General features: G+C 34.5%; 14 protein-coding genes. 4 read left to right on the forward strand and 10 right to left on the reverse strand.

What is annotated here, in order from left to right:
• Positions 1 to 61: 61 nt before the first annotated feature.
• The 6 genes from ML436_00680 to ML436_00705 form a co-directional block, all read right to left on the reverse strand.
• Complete coding sequence (locus tag ML436_00680) at positions 62 to 541, reverse strand: YagU family protein (protein ID UMT79458.1); 480 nt, start codon at positions 539 to 541, stop codon at positions 62 to 64.
• 290 nt (positions 542 to 831) lie between these two features.
• Complete coding sequence (argB, locus tag ML436_00685) at positions 832 to 1590, reverse strand: acetylglutamate kinase (protein ID UMT79459.1); 759 nt, start codon at positions 1588 to 1590, stop codon at positions 832 to 834.
• Positions 1591 to 1607: 17 nt separating this feature from the next.
• Positions 1608 to 2849, reverse strand: a complete 1242-nt coding sequence (gene argJ / locus ML436_00690; GenBank protein ID UMT78305.1) for a bifunctional glutamate N-acetyltransferase/amino-acid acetyltransferase ArgJ — start codon at positions 2847 to 2849, stop codon at positions 1608 to 1610.
• Between the two features lie 11 nt (positions 2850 to 2860).
• Entirely contained in the window at positions 2861 to 3892 is a 1032-nt protein-coding gene (gene argC, locus ML436_00695; GenBank protein UMT79460.1) for an N-acetyl-gamma-glutamyl-phosphate reductase, read from the reverse strand.
• A gap of 39 nt (positions 3893 to 3931) precedes the next feature.
• Positions 3932 to 5116, reverse strand: a complete 1185-nt coding sequence (gene rocD / locus ML436_00700) for an ornithine--oxo-acid transaminase (protein ID UMT78306.1) — start codon at positions 5114 to 5116, stop codon at positions 3932 to 3934.
• A gap of 346 nt (positions 5117 to 5462) precedes the next feature.
• On the reverse strand, positions 5463 to 6440 hold the full coding sequence (locus tag ML436_00705) for an amidohydrolase (GenBank protein ID UMT78307.1): 978 nt from the start codon (positions 6438 to 6440) through the stop codon (positions 5463 to 5465).
• A 181-nt stretch (positions 6441 to 6621) separates the two neighbouring features.
• Here ML436_00705 and ML436_00710 point away from each other — a divergent pair, with 181 nt between their 5' ends.
• Entirely contained in the window at positions 6622 to 7236 is a 615-nt protein-coding gene (locus ML436_00710; protein ID UMT78308.1) for a TetR/AcrR family transcriptional regulator, read from the forward strand.
• A gap of 108 nt (positions 7237 to 7344) precedes the next feature.
• On the opposite strand, the gene brnQ is transcribed toward ML436_00710, so the two are convergent.
• The 4 genes from brnQ to ptsG all read right to left on the reverse strand — a co-directional run bounded on the left by brnQ (position 7345) and on the right by ptsG (position 13589).
• Complete coding sequence (gene brnQ / locus ML436_00715; protein ID UMT78309.1) at positions 7345 to 8700, reverse strand: branched-chain amino acid transport system II carrier protein; 1356 nt, start codon at positions 8698 to 8700, stop codon at positions 7345 to 7347.
• Positions 8701 to 8995: 295 nt separating this feature from the next.
• Positions 8996 to 9553, reverse strand: coding sequence for an isochorismatase family protein (locus ML436_00720; protein ID UMT78310.1), 558 nt, complete (start codon positions 9551 to 9553; stop codon positions 8996 to 8998).
• A 73-nt stretch (positions 9554 to 9626) separates the two neighbouring features.
• Positions 9627 to 11267, reverse strand: coding sequence for an alpha-keto acid decarboxylase family protein (locus ML436_00725; protein UMT78311.1), 1641 nt, complete (start codon positions 11265 to 11267; stop codon positions 9627 to 9629).
• 276 nt (positions 11268 to 11543) lie between these two features.
• A complete protein-coding gene (ptsG, locus tag ML436_00730; GenBank protein UMT78312.1) occupies positions 11544 to 13589 on the reverse strand; it encodes a glucose-specific PTS transporter subunit IIBC in 2046 nt (681 codons plus the stop codon).
• 564 nt (positions 13590 to 14153) lie between these two features.
• Between ptsG and ML436_00735 the strand changes: the two genes are divergently transcribed.
• The 3 genes from ML436_00735 to ML436_00745 are packed head-to-tail and all read left to right on the forward strand — an operon-like array spanning position 14154 to position 17570.
• A complete protein-coding gene (locus ML436_00735; protein UMT78313.1) occupies positions 14154 to 15218 on the forward strand; it encodes a MupG family TIM beta-alpha barrel fold protein in 1065 nt (354 codons plus the stop codon).
• A complete protein-coding gene (gene murQ / locus ML436_00740) occupies positions 15208 to 16104 on the forward strand; it encodes an N-acetylmuramic acid 6-phosphate etherase (GenBank protein ID UMT78314.1) in 897 nt (298 codons plus the stop codon). Before ML436_00735 ends, murQ begins: the two co-directional genes overlap by 11 nt.
• A gap of 11 nt (positions 16105 to 16115) precedes the next feature.
• Complete coding sequence (locus ML436_00745) at positions 16116 to 17570, forward strand: PTS transporter subunit EIIC (GenBank protein ID UMT78315.1); 1455 nt, start codon at positions 16116 to 16118, stop codon at positions 17568 to 17570.

Raw genomic sequence — 17570 nt, forward strand, 5'->3', positions numbered from 1 at the left:
TAGAAACTATCTTACTGCTGTTTTTTAGGGATTTATGTTCCAACATCTTATTATTTACATACTAATCCAATTTATAGCGATAGACAAAATGTTGTCGTACTAGTTCAATGGTCATCATCCACACAACATGACCAAATAATTCAGAAGCATGTTCTTGGAATGGTTGATCCCATGGAGCTGGTACAGTATGCATAATTGGCATAATGATGATATGGAAAAGAATCCATATTGCAATACCAAAGACAGCACCTTGTCCCATTGCTAAGTAAGCATATCTTTTAACTAAAATACAATAAATAATCGCTATAACGATAGAAAAACTAAAATGAACAATAAAGCTCACCCAAGGTAACTCCATATTTGAAAATGTATATGTTTGATGAGTAAAGTCGCTGCTAAATCCTAATTGTTGCAATAACTCTTGAGGTGGATTCGTTGCATTTCGTTCTGGTGTACGAGGTGGAAACATGACCTCCCAGCCTAACTTAACAATTCCAGATAACAAACCACCAATAATTCCGGCATAAATAAACAAGCCAATTTGTCGTTTCGTCAACTTAAGGACCCCTCTCTTTTTATCTATTTTCATTATAGTACTATGTGAAAAAACTCACAATAAAAAGTTTTTTAAAATTTAAAATATTTCTATCAACTATTTAGAAAATGACAAATAGGGTAGTGAATTTAATTTTTAAAAGAAGCATTATAAACATAGTCGTGCTTATAGAAATCAATGATGTAGACCTCTAATGTTATTGATATATTGTCCAAAAAGAAAATCACTTAATCAATGAAAAATATGACATCGATTAAGTGATTGAAGATGAAAATTTAACATATCGTTGTACCAACAAAGTTGTCATGATAAATTTTTTCAATAATATTTGGTTTTCTACCAGATGCAATTATAACTTTAGGACATCCATTTTCAATAGCATTTTTAGCATCAAGTACTTTGGGAATCATGCCACCGTATATATCACCACAATGAATATACTGCTTAATATTACTAATTGGCAATTTTGATAGTACAGAATCTTGAATAATTACGCCTGCAATATTACTGAGGACATAAATCGGCACTTCTAATGATGACGCGATGAAATAGGCAAGTGTATCTGCATTGATGTTATAAAAAGCATTGTTATGATAGCTATAGCCAATTGAGTTAATGATAGGGACATATTGAGCACTTAAGTAATTTAAGGTTTCTTTATTTAAGGTAGTAGGAATACCTACATATCCATATTGTTGGTTATATGGTTTAATCTCAAATAATTGTGCGTCGAGACCATTTAAACCAATTGCTGGACAACCGTGTTGGTTAAATGTTGCAACTAATGCGGTGTTAACTTCTGCAATTAAAGTTCGCTTTGTAATATCCATTGTTAATTTATCGGTTACTCTTAAACCATCAATAAAATGCGGTTCAATATTATGACTTGATAATGCTTCATTAATAAATGGACCACCACCATGCACGATAATTGGGTGAATGTTTTGCGATTTTAAATGCTTAATATTGTTAATAATTGATGGATGCATGTCACTAAGCGTACTGCCACCAATTTTAATGACAATAAAGTTCATCATATGATTTCACCACCTTACGTACGATATGACGCATTGATGCGTACATAATCATAGGATAAGTCACATCCGTAAGCCGTGGCTGATGCATCACCTAAACCGAGCTGGACATCTATGATGATATTTTCTTTAGTTAATGTATTTGACATAGCTTGTTCATCAAATAATACAGCCATACCTTTATCAACTACAGGAATATGGTTAAGTTGAACATAAGTTTGATTTGGTTCAATCTTACATCTGCTATAACCGATAGCTGTAATGATTCGTCCAAAATTAGCATCTTCACCAAAAATAGCTGATTTGACAAGGCTTGAGCTTACGATTGTTTTACCAATTCTTCTAGCTTCTGATATAGATTTTGCGCCTGAAACATTCACTGTGATTAACTTTGTTGCGCCTTCGCCATCTCTGGCAATAGCTTTAGCTAAAAATGTGCAAACAAAGTGGAATGCATCAACAAAAGTTTGCCATTGTGGATGATTAGAATTTAACGTTTGATGTTTAACTTGGTGATTTGCCATGACTAACACCATATCATTTGTACTAGTATCACCATCTACTGTAATCATATTAAATGTATGATCTGTCGTAGATTTTAATAATTGGTGTAGTGTATCTGTTTCAATCGTGGCATCTGTTGTAATAAATGCGAGCATGGTAGCCATGTTTGGATGAATCATGCCAGAACCTTTAGCGGTTCCACCAATCGTAATTGTTTGATTATCAATTTTAAGTGACACAGCGATATGCTTTGTACATGTATCCGTAGTTAAAATAGCCTCATTAAAAGCTTCAGACTTAGCATAGTCGGTATCTTTAATATGTTCTGTCCCATACTTAATTTTATCCATAGGTAAATATTCGCCAATAACACCCGTTGAAGCAACAGCAACATACTCAGACGGTATGTGAAGTTGCTGTGCAGTCCATTTTTGTGTTTGTCTTGCATCATCTATACCTTGCTTACCTGTACAAGAATTTGCGTTAGCTGAGTTAACAACAAGGGCTTGTAATTTACCTTTGGACTTCTCAAGTGTTGCTTCGGTAATAACGAGTGGCGCAGCTTTGAATTGATTTAAAGTATAAACCGCAGCTGCACTAGCTAATGAGGTGGAATAAATCCAACCGAAATCTTTTTTATTAGCACGTAAACCAATATGCATACCGCCAGCAGTGAATCCTCTAGGTGTACTGATATCCCCATGCTTGATTATTGAAAAATTATGTTCTTGTAATGTCGTTTCTTGTTGTTTCATCGTAACACCCCTTATGGATAAACTGGTGATTGTCTTAGACCAGTAGTGATATCAAGACCATACAATTGATTTAAGTTTTGAATAGCCTGTCCACTTGCCCCTTTAACAAGGTTATCAATCACTGATATTAATATTGCTGTTTGTGTCGATTCGTCTACGTAAATACCGATATCACAGTAATTACTACCGAGTACCTCTTTAGTTGTTGGGAAACTACCGATATCTCTAATTCTGACAAATGGTTGATTAGCATAATAAGAAGTCATTAATTTATGTAATGATTCAGTCGTATATTTAGAGGTTAATTTGACATAAATTGTTGATAGAATACCACGTGTCATAGGTACAAGATGCGGTGTGAATATAACTGAGACATCTTGACCAGCTACTGTCGATAAATATTGTTCGATTTCTGGTTTGTGCTTATGGTTACCGATTGCATAAGCGCTTAGATTTTCATTCATTTCTGAAAAATGAACACGTTGAGATAATGAACGACCAGCACCTGATACGCCAGTTTTAGCATCGATAATGATAGATGACAAATCTATAATTTTTTCACTAATCAGCGGATGTAATGCTAGTAAGGTTGCTGTAGGGAAGCAACCTGGATTAGAAATCAGTTTTGTACCATTGTTATCAAATGATTGCCATTCTGAAATACTATAGATAGCATGATCTAAGTCATCTTGAGATGCAGCTGATTCTTTGTAATATGTTTCATATACTTCACGATTTTTAATTCTAAACGCACCGGATAAATCGATAACATGAATACCTTTTTCGACTAAAGGAGGGATGCATGTTTTACTCACAGGTGCGGGTGTAGCAAAGAAAATCACATCACAATCATTGTTTTCAACTGTAAGTGCTTCGAAATGTTGAATGATATGTTGTAAATGTGGAAACGTTAATTTCAACGGTTCGTCTACTTTTGAATGTGAATAGATATGTGCAATATTTACTTGGGGGTGTGTCTGCAATAATCGAATTAATTCAATTGCTCCATAACCGCTGCCGCCAACAATACCTACTTTAATCATCATGAATCCCTCCTAAATCATATATGAATATGCTTATTTTTAAATTTTAAAAACATCTTGAAAAACTGAAATGATGTCATTAATTTCTTCTTCGCTTATTACTAGTGGTGGTGATAAGCGAATGATAGTACGATGCGTTTCCTTGCATAAGATACCACGATTTATTAGTTGCTGAACAAATGGTGCAGCATCTGTGTTAAGTTTGATACCTATAAATAAACCACGACCTCTAATTTCTTTAATATTTGGGTTATCAAGTTGCTGAAGTTGGGTTAATAATAACGATCCTAAGCGTTCTGAGCGTTCAATCAGGGCTTCATTTTTAAGTACATCAAGTGCAGCTGTTGATACTGCAATTGCCAATGGATTTCCACCGAACGTCGAACCATGTGTCCCAGGTGTTAATACACGCATAACATCATTATTTGCGAGTACAGCAGATACAGGGTATAGTCCACCACCAAGAGCTTTTCCTAAAATATAAATATCTGGTATGACTTGCTCCCATTCCATAGCAAACCATTTGCCAGTTCTACCAAGACCAACTTGTATCTCATCTGCAATCAGTAATATTTGATGTTTGTCACATAATTGTCGTACAGCTTGAATATAACCTTTAGGTGGAATATTAACGCCACCTTCACCTTGAATGGGCTCTAAAATAATTGCAGCAGTATTCGATGTGATGGTTTGTTCTAATTGTTCAATGTTTCCAAAATCTACTGTAGTCGTACCTTGAAGTAGGGGGTGAAATCCTACTTTGTATGAGTCATGGTTGGATAGCGATAATGACCCCAATGTACGACCATGAAAATTATTGTTCATAGCAATGATTTCAACTTGACCGTCAGGAATTTTTTTAACATCAGAACCCCATTTTCTAGCGATTTTAATAGCTGCTTCTACAGCTTCTGTACCAGAATTAAGGGGGAGTACTTTGTCTTTCTTAGCAAGATTACAAATTTTTTCTTCCCATTTACCGAGATTGTCACTATAAAGAACGCGTGAAATAATAGACAACTTTGAAGCCTGTTCAGTCATAGCTTTAACAATTTGTGGATGACAATGTCCTTGGTTTGCCACTGAAAATCCAGAGATACAATCTATATATTGTTGACCATTTGTATCCCAAACTTTAGCGCCTTTTCCTTTAGTAATAACAAGTTTAAGTGGTGCATAATTATTAGAGCTATATTGATCAGTTAATTCAATGATAGAATTCATGGGTCTCCCCCTCCTTTATATTTATACATTTTAAAAAATTAATATTAATATATTACAGTTGTTCAATATAAGTGTCAAATGTAAATTTAATAATATATGCATAATATTACGGTAATTTTAAAATAGGTAGAGGTAGTGCTCTTTAATTTTGTGGTTCTGGAAAATATTTAAATGCAATCTAGGTAGCGATTTGCAAGATTTGTGGTGCGATAAAGGTGATGAATGATAGTAATAATCGAATTGGTTTATGAAATTGTTGCATAAAAAAGTACAGTGCTAGATGAATGAGTAGTATCAACAGCACTGTACTTATATTTATATGAGCAGTAACATAGTTAGACTTAAACTATTTTTGGAATCTTGGGAATAATTTAAGGGCATTGTGATATTTAATATTTTCAATCGTATCAGTATTTAAATCTAATTGTTGTTCGATTGTATTAATCATTGATTGATCAATTTGTTCAGGTGCATAGTGTGCATCGCTACCGAATAAAATATGATCTGCTGGTGTTGTTTCTTCTAATGCTCTAAAAGTGGCAGCTTGTGTAGATAAAGCAGTGTCATAATAGAAATCGCTGATATAATCTTCGGGCTCTTTTGCTAGAACAACAAATTGATTTTCATCTGCAATTTGTTTAATTATTTTATAGCATTCATTAATTCTCCAAGTTAAATATGGCAAAGTTCCGCCTGCGTGCGCCAAAATAAATTTAATATTTGGATAGCGATCCATCGTACCACTTAATACTAAATTTGCTGCGGCACGTGTTGTATTAAAAGTAAATTCAGCCATGAAATCCACAGGCATATATTTTGGCCTAGGCACATAATCAGGTGGCGTGCTTGGATGTATAAACACGACTGCTGCTCTTTCATCAAGTACTTTCATTAGTTGTTCAAATTGTGGATCTCCTAAAAATGCTTCGTTGTAGTTAGATAATAAACCTACACCATCTAATTTTAAATCATCTAAAGCATATTTAACTTCCTCAATTGCACTTTCAACATCAGGTAGTGGTAATGATGCAAAGGCGCCGAAACGATCTGGGTAATCTTTGATCATTTGTGCTTGAAGTAAATTGATTTCTCTTGCAATTGCTTTTCTTTTATTTAGTTCAAGTGGTTCTAAAGCTGGATCAGAAATGGAAGTAATCCCTACATCAATACCTAATCTATCCATCATTTTGATACTTTGTTCAGGTTGCCAATTATTAATTTTTAGACCGCCGGCTTTGTTAATGCCGGCTTCTTTCAATGCGTTTAAGTAAAATTCAGGAATGATGTGATGATGAATGTCGATATAACCAGTTTTATTTGCCATAATACAAGCCTCCTAAAGCTTTAAAATGAACAAATTGACTATTTATAGACAACTTGTATATAATTCATTGTACGCTTAACACAATTAATTGCAATTCACAAAATATATTAATTTGTACACTAAAATACAAATCGATTAAATATGTAAATAAAGTAGAAAATGATAGATAGAGGTTCTGAAAATGACAAATAAGAAAATCGACCCACGGGTAAAACGGACAAATCAATATTTAATTAATGCGATAGTAAAACTGCTCAATGAAAAAGATATTAATAAAATATCTGTACAAAATATTACAGATTCAGCAGATCTGACACGAGCAACATTTTACCTTCATTATCGAAACAAGCAAGATTTTTTCAATAGAATCATTACGAATGTTATAGAAGATTTGATCGATTATGTAAAAGATAGCCATTTGATAGAATCTGGATTGAAGAATGAATCAGATATTAAAAATGCATTTACACGGTTATTTGAATACATCTATATGAATTACGAGTTTTTCAGTGTGATGTTAAGTGATAGAGGCCTATCACAATTCAGACCGAAATTAGAGTCAGTAGTACAAAAGGAAATTTATTTGCCGTTGTTTCATACACTCGTGAATGTAAATAGTGATGCAGATAGTAAATTTCCACAAGATTATTTGTTCAATTATATAACGTCTGCGCATATTGGTGTTATTTGTACTTGGTTAGATGACGATATGAATTATAGTCCGATATATATGGCTGAACTTTTATATAAACTAACTTTAGAAGGTGTATTTTCAGTAGCACAAAACGAATTTTAAATAATAGTTGTGGAGAATGAAGCAAGGATAAAGTGTAGCAACATTTTATATACAAGGAAGAATGAAAAACGCCACAAGCACATGTTCAAGTATGCTTGTGGCATTATATTATGTTTGCGGTAAATTACGATGTCTAATTTTATAAATAATGAAGCCGATAATGAATCCAATTAAACTAAGAACAACCCAGCCCATGCCGATATCTGATAATGGCAAATATTTTTGTCCGAAGTTAATCAAAGCTTGAGCAAATGAAGTGCTTGAAATGAATTCTGGGCTAGCTTTCAATCCATCAAGTAATGCAGCGATTGCTGTAAAGAGAATCGTCCATTGATAAACAATCTTTGAATGGTGGAACTTACTACTAAATAAAGTTAATATGATCAAAGCAATTGCCAATGGATATAAGAACATTAATACAGGAACTGAGTACATAATAATTTTAGTTAATCCAACGTTTGCAAACAAGAATGAAATAAAGCTTACAACTGTCGCAATCGCTAAATAATTCAGTTTCGGGAATAAATGCTCAAATGTTTCTGAAAATGCCGTAATCAAACCGATGGCTGTTTTTAAGCACGCGACCATAACGATTAGAGACAATAAGACAATACCGTAGTTACCTAAGTAGTATTGTGTAATTTGTGCTAATGCGATACCACCATTTTCACTTAGTTTAAAGTGACCGATGCTTAATGTACCCATAATTGCTAATAGAGTATAAATGATACCCATCATAACGATACTTATAGTACCAGATTTTATCGTTTCTTTAGCGATATCGGTTGGGTTTTCGATGCCTAACTTTTTAATCGTAGCAACAATAATAATACCAAATGCTAACGATGCTAATGCATCTAATGTGTTGTATCCATCTAAAAAGCCATTAAATAAAGCGTTAGATTGATATTGGTTACTAATAGGTGCATCTGAAATGCCACCTAATGGATGGATAAAGGCGAATAATAAAATGATTGCTAATAATACTAGGAATACAGGGTTTAAAAATTTACCGATATATTCTAAAATTCGTGAAGGTTTTCTTGCAAAAAACCATGCAATCACAAAGAAGATAAAGCTAAAAATAAATAAATATAAAGTAATCTGCTTTGGTGATAAAAATGGCGAGAATGCTATTTCAAACGATGTTGTAGCTAATCTAGGTAGGGCAAAAAATGGGCCAATTACTAGATATAATGCAATCGTGAAAATGTAAGCGTATGTTTTATTAACACGCGATGCAATTTCAAATAAACCAGCTGTCTTTGAAATACCAATGGCAATGATACCTAAAAATGGTAATCCGATTGCTGTAATTAAGAATCCTAAGTTAGCGATAAAAACGTTAGAACCAGCAGCTTGTCCCAAGTGAATCGGGAATATAAGATTACCAGCACCAAAGAATAAACCGAATAACATAGAACCTATAAACATGTTTTCTTTAAATGTTAGTTTCTTTTTCATATATGTATTTGTTCTCCTTTATAGAACTTATAAAAATCTACTTAATTAAGATAATATCAAAAACTAAACACAAAATGATACATAATTTTGCAATAAATACTAAATTTTTTGAAAATTCCGGAATAATTGCAGTTCCCGAAGTAATAAAAGTGATGTGAAGAAGATAATTTAACTAAAATAGAGTGCATTTACATTCTGAAGGTTAGACAACCCGACGTTTAATAATGTGTGATGTGTATCGTATAAAATAAAAACCCCCTTCATTATCATTGAAAGTGAAGGGGGAAATATACGCTTATTTTAATGTGTTCAGTAGTTCGTTTATAGTTATCGTTTGTCCCATTAATGGGAATATATTTTCGATAGGGAATTGATGAAGCGTTTCGTTTTGTGCGCTCATCATATCTGTTACAAAGAACTGATTATAGTTTAATTGATAGGCATCTCTTGCTGTCGTATCTACACCGACATGTGTTGCGACACCACCAAGAACAATAGTATCAATGCCTCGGCGTCTTAACTGTAAGTCTAAATCTGTCCCTACAAATGCACTGAATTGTCGCTTGTCTATAACAAAATCGCCATCTCTTTTGTCCAACAAGTGATGAAATTTGCTGTAGTCATCGCCTTCTTTAGGTGGTAATGATATCATCGAATTTGGTTTCAATGCATCTTTACCATCGTAAAGTTTAACGCGGACAAATGCGATAAAGCCATTATTTTTTCGGAATAATTCTATTAATTTATTAGCATTTTGAACTACATTTTCAGCAGTATAGGGCGCATAGTCCATTTTAAGAATGCCTTGTTGCAAGTCAATTAATACTAATGCAGTTTTGTTGAAATCAATCATTTTATATCAAAGTCCTTTTGTGTATTTAAGTATTTGTAACTATAGATATACTTATACCCAAAAATGAGTGACATTATTTATTTTGTTGTGAAAATGCTTTAGCAATATCGATCAGTTTCTTTGGTGCATCTTCGACAGACATTTTAACTTCTACAAAATGCATGACATCGGGATTGTCATTAATTGCATTAAATGTATCTTGTAAGTCTTTTGCTGATTCAACATCATGAACAGCTACATTTTTACCTCCAAATACAGCAGGTAGGGCCTTATAATCCCACATATGAATATCGTTATAAGGTTCATACATTCCATGAATAAGTCGTTCAACCGTATAGCCATCATTATTAATCACGAATAGTACCGGTTTAATATGTTGTCTAATCATAGTCGAAATGGCTTGAACAGTTAATTGTAAAGAACCATCACCAATTAATAGTAAGTTACGACGATTTGTATCTGCTAATTGAGAACCTAAAGTTGCTGGTAATGTATAGCCGATAGAACCCCATAACGGTTGACCGATAAAGGTATTATTTTTGTATAAAGCTAAATCGTAAGCCCCAAAGAATGAAGTGCCTTGATCAGCAATAATGACATCATTAGGTTTTAAGAAATTTTGCATCATTTTAAAATAAGTTTGTTGTGTTAATGGTTCTGTGCCAACAGGATAGTCTGCTGATGTTGGACGTTGATATACAGGGAACGATGCACTGTTTGTATATGAAATATTGGATAACTGTTTTAACAATGATGGTAGAGATACGGTATCATTTGTAACATCATCAATTTTGATATTGTGATGATTTAACTTAACGACATCATCGATATTAAATTGGTATGAAAATCCAGCTGTTGCAGAATCTGTTAATTTTGCGCCAATATTTAAAATTAAATCGCTATTGTCTACATAATCTCGAATTTTATCTTCGGCAATTTTCCCATCGTAAATCCCCATATAGTAAGGATTTTCTTCATTAAAAGCACCTTTTCCAAGTGAAAGTTGTGCTACAGGTATATGTGTTTGATTTACAAAATCTTCTAATTCTTGATGTAGATGAAAACTGTTAATTTCATGTCCGGTAATGATGATAGGTTGCTTCGCCTGCTGCAATTTAGAAGTTAACAACTCGATATATGTTGATGCATCAGTGTGTTGTGCTGGTGTCACTTCGAATGATGTAGGTATTTCAATTTCAGAGATTGCAACATCGATTGGTAAATGTAAATGAACTGGACGTCTTTCGGCGATAGCAGTACTAATCAATCGTGGTATTTCAGTTGTTGCATTTTCAGGTGTAATGTAACCTTGAGCAACAGTAATATGAGCAAACATTTTACGATAGTCATCAAATGTTCCTTCACCAAGTGAATGATGTACATATTTGCCAGCTTGTTCTACAGCACGAGTTGGTGCACCAGTAATAGCAATGACAGGTATACGCTCGGCATAAGAACCTGCGATACCGTTGACGGCGCTAAGTTCACCAACACCAAATGTAGTTACTAAAGCAGCGAGTCCATTAAGACGGGCATAACCGTCCGCTGCGTAACTTGCATTTAATTCGTTTGTATTTCCAACCCAATCTACATTGGGATTGCTGATAATATCGTCTAGAAAAGCGAGATTAAAATCACCAGGAACACCAAAAATTTTATCGACGCCTGCTCGATGAATAGCGTCAATTAAGTAAGCTCCAATGCGTTGTTTCATAAAAAAACCACCTTTTCTTTATATTTACACTTAAAATGATAGCCTTGAATGCATCATAAGGTCAAGGAAGTTGACTTTATTGTGAAAACGCTAACAATAGCGAGCAATTAATATTCTTTTAGGAATTTATATTGAACAATGCAAAGAAAGGATACTAAAAGAAAGTATGGAGGTCTGAATGTATTAGATGAAATGGCGTCAAAAATTAAAGTTCTTAAAATGAAAATAAATAGGAGCGTATCCATAAAAAGGTATACGCTCCTGTCGGTATATTAATTATTTAGCTTCAAATAATTGATCTCCAAATGAAATGTTGCCATGTTCGTCTTGTTTGAAATCAAGATTTGTAATGTTGCCTTGAGTAACAATTATTGGTGTAATGTCGCTCTTCGCATTATTGCGAATATAGTCTAAATCAAAGCTGATTAATAAATCGCCCTGCTTAACTTCTTGACCTTCTTCAACATGTAATGTAAATCCTTCGCCATTTAATTTAACAGTATCTAAACCAATATGAATTAATAACTCTAATCCACTATCAGATACAAGACCGATTGCATGTTTTGTTGGGAAAATCATTTGTACTTTACCATTGAATGGTGCACGAACCTCACCTTGTGAAGGTTTAATAGCGATACCATCACCCATCATTTTTTCACTGAACACTTGATCAGGAACTTCTGATAATGGTGTCACTTCACCAGTTAATGGTGCGTGAACGATATGACTTAACTCGCTTGTTGCAGATTTATCTTCTGCAACAACAACTGTTTCATCTTTGTCGTCTTCCATAGTAGTTGGATTTTCTACCACTTGGCCATTCATAATTTGTTGCATTTCGTGCTTAATTTGGTCAGATTTAGGACCAAAAATTGCTTGCATGTTATTACCGACTTCTAATACACCAGAAGCACCCAAATCTTTCAAGCCAGGAACATCAACTTTAGATTTATCGTTGACTTCAACACGTAAGCGTGTGATACAAGCGTCTAAATGTTTAATGTTTGCTTTTCCACCCATAGCTTCTAATACTGCATATGGAAGTTCAGTTGCTGAAGCTGTTGTCGCTTGCGATTGTTTATCTTCACGACCTGGTGTTTTGTATTTTAATTTTACAATTAGGAATCGGAATACGAAGTAGTAAATGACTGCGTATACAAGACCTACAGGAATGACTAACCACCATTGTGTCTTATTAGGTAGCACGCCGAGTAAGAAGTAATCGATGAAACCACCTGAGAATGTATAACCTAGGTGAACATCCAATAAGTACAATGTTAAGAATGATAAACCATCAAGTACTGCATGAATAAAGAATAATAACGGTGCTACGAATAAGAATGAGAATTCTAAAGGTTCTGTAATACCAGTTAAGAATGATGTTAAAGCAGCAGAACCCATTAAACCAGCTACTACTTTTTTATTTTCAGGTTTAGCTGTGTGATAAATTGCTAAAGCTGCTGCAGGTAAACCGAACATCATAACAGGGAATTCACCTTGCATGAATTTACCAGCTGTTAAATGTGCACCTTCACGAATTTGTTCGATAAAGATACGTTGGTCACCGTGAATAATTTCACCAGCTGCATTTTTCCATGAACCAAACTCGAACCAGAAAGGTGCGTGGAAAATATGGTGCAGACCAAATGGAATTAATAAACGTTTAATAAAACCAAATAAGAATACTGCAACACCAGTATTTGAATCTAATAATCCTGTACTGAATGCATTTAAGCCTGATTGAATCGTTGGCCAAATTAATGCCATTGGGAATGCTAATATAAATGATGTTGTAGCCATCATAATAGGTACGAAACGCTTACCAGCGAAGAAACCTAAATAAGATGGTAAATTAATGTTATAGAACTTGTTATAACACCAAGCTGCCAGGGCCCCGATAATAATACCGCCGAACACACCTGTTTGTAATGTTGGGATACCTAAAATGCTAGCGTAACCACTCGCTGGATCACCAACGTTTTTAGGTGTTACTTGTAAAAAGTCACCCATTGTTTTGTTCATGATAATGTAACCGACGAATGCTGCGATAGCTGCTACGCCATCACCGCCAGCTAATCCGATTGCGACACCTAATGCGAAAATCATAGGCAAGTTATCAAAAATGATACCACCAGCACCTGTCATTAATTTAGCGACAGTTTGTACGCCACCATTTTGTATAAAAGGCAAGTAGTGTTGTAATGATTCACCTTGCATAGCTGTACCGATAGCTAATAACAGACCGGCTGCTGGTAAAATCGCAACAGGTAACATTAGCGCTTTACCGATACGTTGCAATTGACCGAAAAGTTTCTTTCTCACTTGTCCAACCTCCAAAGTTGTATGTAATATTTAAGATTCAATAAAAAAGACACGAGTAAATAGACTGTGTTGGTAACCATCACAGCTTAATTTAACTCATGCCTAATCTTACTTAGTAACACGTTGGTGTATGTAATTAATGTAAAAGAAGCAATTGACTAAGCTTATTTTGTTGAGCTTACCATCACATCTTATTGAATCTTATTAGTTTGCGTCTCCTATTTTAGCACGGTAAAGTATGCGTTTTCAATACAATTATTAAATTCAATTTCAAATAGCTAAATTATTTTAAGATTAATATGAAAAGTTAATATAAGATATTCAAGAATAAAGTGCACAAAAGTGAATGGTAAATACGGCAATATCAATGATTTTAAAGAATTGAATGGATAGTTATGGAATGAGATTAAGAAGAAGAAGTTGTGACAGAAATTTGTAACATTATTACAATGAATGTACTTGAGCTTATTAATATTGTAATGTGGTTTCTCTTATAGTAAAATGTAAGCGATTACACAACTCTACTATATTTTCCTAATATTTATAACAATAAGGAGGGCTATTTTGACAGGCTTTTCAGTGTATTTAGGACAACCTTTAGACGAAACGTATATCAAACATATGATTAGTTTAGGTTATCAAACGATTTTTACATCAGTACAAATACCAGAAGAAGATGACGAGACAAAATATCATTATTTCACACAACTACTCAACTTATTACAACATGAACAAGTGACTTACCTCATAGATGCTAATCCATCTATTTTAACACCATCTTTTTATGCACATCTTCGACAATATGATGCGCAGTTTATGATTCGTATCGATCATAGTACATCTATTGAGACAATCGAAGCGATTATGGCACAAGGTTTTAAGTGCTGTTTGAATGCAAGTATTATTTCCCGGGAATTGTTAACAAGCTTACATCAACATTTGAATGATTTTACATTACTTTCATTTTGTCATAACTATTATCCGAGACCAGATACGGGATTATCTGCTGATTGGGTTAAAAAGAAAAATGAATATATTTATCAATTTAATAAAAAGGCACAAATATATGGCTTCATAGCAGGTACAGATTTAAGAGGACCTTTGCATAAAGGTTTGCCAACGGTTGAATTAACACGGCATGACCATCCAGTTGTTGCAACTAATATTTTACAAGAAATTGGTATAACCGATGTGTTAGTTGGAGATCCAAAGATTGAAAAGAGGCTAGCAGTACAACTTATAGAATTTTGTAATCGTCGACATTTTTCATTAACTATTAATGAAGATTTCGATGAACAAGTAGCATTTCTTTTTGACTTGCAACATAAAGTTCGTTCTGATAACCCCGAAAAAGTTATTCGATCAGAAATATCGAGAGAAATATGTGCGCAAACTATTCAACCACATCATACGATACAACGACAGATTGGTTCAGTGACCGTGGATAATCTGAAAAATGGGCGCTATCAAGGTGAACTCCAAATTGTGAGACATCCTCTTAGCGCGCATGACAATGTTAACGTTGTTGCACAAATTATCAAAGAAGACTTACCGTTGTTAAATTGTATCGCACCAAATGATACATTTAATTTTCAAAAATTAGGGAGTGTCAAAAGTAATGGAAAATAGTACGACCGAAGCACGCAATGAAGCGACGATGCATCTCGATGAAATGACTGTGGAAGAGGCACTAATTACGATGAATGAAGAGGATCAACAAGTACCGTTAGCGGTCAAGCGAGTGATTCCACAACTTACAGAAGTCGTGAATAAAACAATATCACAGTATAAAAAAGGTGGGCGCTTAATTTATATCGGTGCAGGAACAAGCGGACGATTGGGAGTCTTAGATGCGGCAGAATGTGTGCCAACATTTAATACAGAACCTCATGAAATTATAGGTATCATTGCAGGTGGTCAGCGCGCGATGACGATGGCAGTAGAAGGTGCAGAAGATCATAAAAAACTTGCAGAAAATGATTTAGAAAAGATAAATTTAACGGAAAAAGATGTCGTAATTGGTATTGCTGCGAGTGGCAAAACACCATATGTTATTGGGGGTTTAACATTTGCGAACACAATCGGTGCGACAACTGTTTCAATTTCATGTAATGAACATGCAATTATAAGTGGAATTGCTAAATATCCTGTAGAAGTAAAAGTTGGTCCTGAAGTATTAACTGGATCTACACGATTAAAGTCTGGCACAGCACAAAAATTAATTTTAAATATGATTTCAACAATTACCATGGTGGGTGTCGGGAAAGTATACGATAACCTCATGATTGATGTGAAAGCAACAAACCAAAAACTTATCGACCGTTCAGTGCGTATTATTCAAGATATATGTGCTATCACATACGATGAAGCAATGCGTTTATATCAAGTGTCTGAGCATGATGTAAAAGTTGCGACAGTCATGGGTATGTGTGGCATTTCTAAGGAAGAGGCAACAAGACGGTTATTAAACAATGACAATATTGTTAAACGAGCAATCAGAGATAAACAACCTTAGGAGGGATTTAAATGACCAAAGAGCAACAGCTTGCAGAACGAATTATCGCTGCAGTAGGTGGCATGGATAATATAGATAGCGTTATGAATTGTATGACGCGTGTTCGTATTAAAGTATTAGATGAAAATAAAGTAGACGAACAGGGACTAAAACAAATTGATGGTGTCATGGGAGTTATACATGATGAACGTATTCAAGTTGTAGTTGGTCCTGGTACAGTAAATAAAGTGGCTAACCATATGGCGGAATTGAGTGGTGTAAAACTAGGAGATCAAATACCACATCATCACAAAGATTCACAAAAAATGGACTATAAATCATATGCGGCAGACAAAGCGAAAGCGAATAAAGACGCACACAAAGCGAAACAAAAAAATGGTAAGTTGAATAAAGTATTAAAATCAATTGCCAATATATTTATACCATTGATTCCAGCATTTATTGGAGCAGGATTAATCGGTGGAATTGCTGCTGTACTTAGCAATTTAATGGTCGCTGGGTATATTTCAGGTGCATGGATTACGCAATTGATTACCGTTTTTAATGTAATTAAAGATGGTATGTTAGCTTATTTAGCTATTTTTACTGGCATTAATGCTGCTAAAGAATTCGGTGCGACACCAGGATTGGGCGGTGTCATTGGTGGTACAACTTTATTAACTGGTATAGCTGGTAAAAATATTTTAATGAATGTTTTTACTGGGGAACCATTACAACTTGGACAGGGTGGAATTATTGGCGTTATTTTTGCAGTTTGGATTTTAAGTATTGTTGAAAAAAGACTACATAAAATTGTACCAAATGCTATTGATATTATCGTTACACCGACAATTGCATTATTGATAGTAGGACTATTAACTATCTTTATCTTTATGCCATTAGCAGGATTTGTTTCAGACAGTTTGGTTTCAGTTGTTAACGGTATTATTAACATTGGTGGTGTATTTAGTGGCTTTATAATCGGTGCTAGCTTCCTACCGTTAGTTATGCTAGGACTTCACCATATTTTTACGCCAATTCATATAGAAATGATAAATCAATCAGGTGCTACTTACTTATTACCAATTGCGGCAATGGCTGGAGCTGGACAAGTAGGTGCAGCTTTGGCACTTTGGGTAAGATGTAAACGCAATACGACGTTACGCAATACACTGAAAGGTGCATTGCCAGTTGGTTTCCTAGGTATTGGAGAACCGTTGATTTACGGTGTGACATTACCATTAGGACGACCTTTCTTGACTGCTTGTATAGGTGGTGGCATAGGCGGCGCAGTGATTGGTGGCATTGGACATATCGGTGCAAAAGCAATTGGACCAAGTGGTGTGTCATTATTGCCATTAATTTCAGATAATATGTATTTAGGGTATATTGCAGGACTACTTTCTGCGTATGCAGGTGGATTCGTTTGTACTTATTTATTTGGAACGACAAAGGCAATGCGACAGACAGATTTGTTGGGTGATTAA

The organism is Staphylococcus roterodami (assembly GCA_022493055.1).
GTDB lineage: Bacteria > Bacillota > Bacilli > Staphylococcales > Staphylococcaceae > Staphylococcus > Staphylococcus singaporensis.

Coding starts and splice junctions, on each gene's coding strand:
- argC (UMT79460.1), bottom strand. CDS start 3,892: ATGATTAAAGTAGGTATTGTTGGCGGCAGCGGTTATGGAGCAATTGAA.
- murQ (UMT78314.1), top strand. CDS start 15,208: ATGGAAAATAGTACGACCGAAGCACGCAATGAAGCGACGATGCATCTC.
- argB (UMT79459.1), bottom strand. CDS start 1,590: ATGAACTTTATTGTCATTAAAATTGGTGGCAGTACGCTTAGTGACATG.
- brnQ (UMT78309.1), bottom strand. CDS start 8,700: ATGAAAAAGAAACTAACATTTAAAGAAAACATGTTTATAGGTTCTATG.
- rocD (UMT78306.1), bottom strand. CDS start 5,116: ATGAATTCTATCATTGAATTAACTGATCAATATAGCTCTAATAATTAT.
- ML436_00745 (UMT78315.1), top strand. CDS start 16,116: ATGACCAAAGAGCAACAGCTTGCAGAACGAATTATCGCTGCAGTAGGT.
- ML436_00720 (UMT78310.1), bottom strand. CDS start 9,553: ATGATTGATTTCAACAAAACTGCATTAGTATTAATTGACTTGCAACAA.
- ML436_00710 (UMT78308.1), top strand. CDS start 6,622: ATGACAAATAAGAAAATCGACCCACGGGTAAAACGGACAAATCAATAT.
- argJ (UMT78305.1), bottom strand. CDS start 2,849: ATGAAACAACAAGAAACGACATTACAAGAACATAATTTTTCAATAATC.
- ML436_00725 (UMT78311.1), bottom strand. CDS start 11,267: ATGAAACAACGCATTGGAGCTTACTTAATTGACGCTATTCATCGAGCA.
- ML436_00705 (UMT78307.1), bottom strand. CDS start 6,440: ATGGCAAATAAAACTGGTTATATCGACATTCATCATCACATCATTCCT.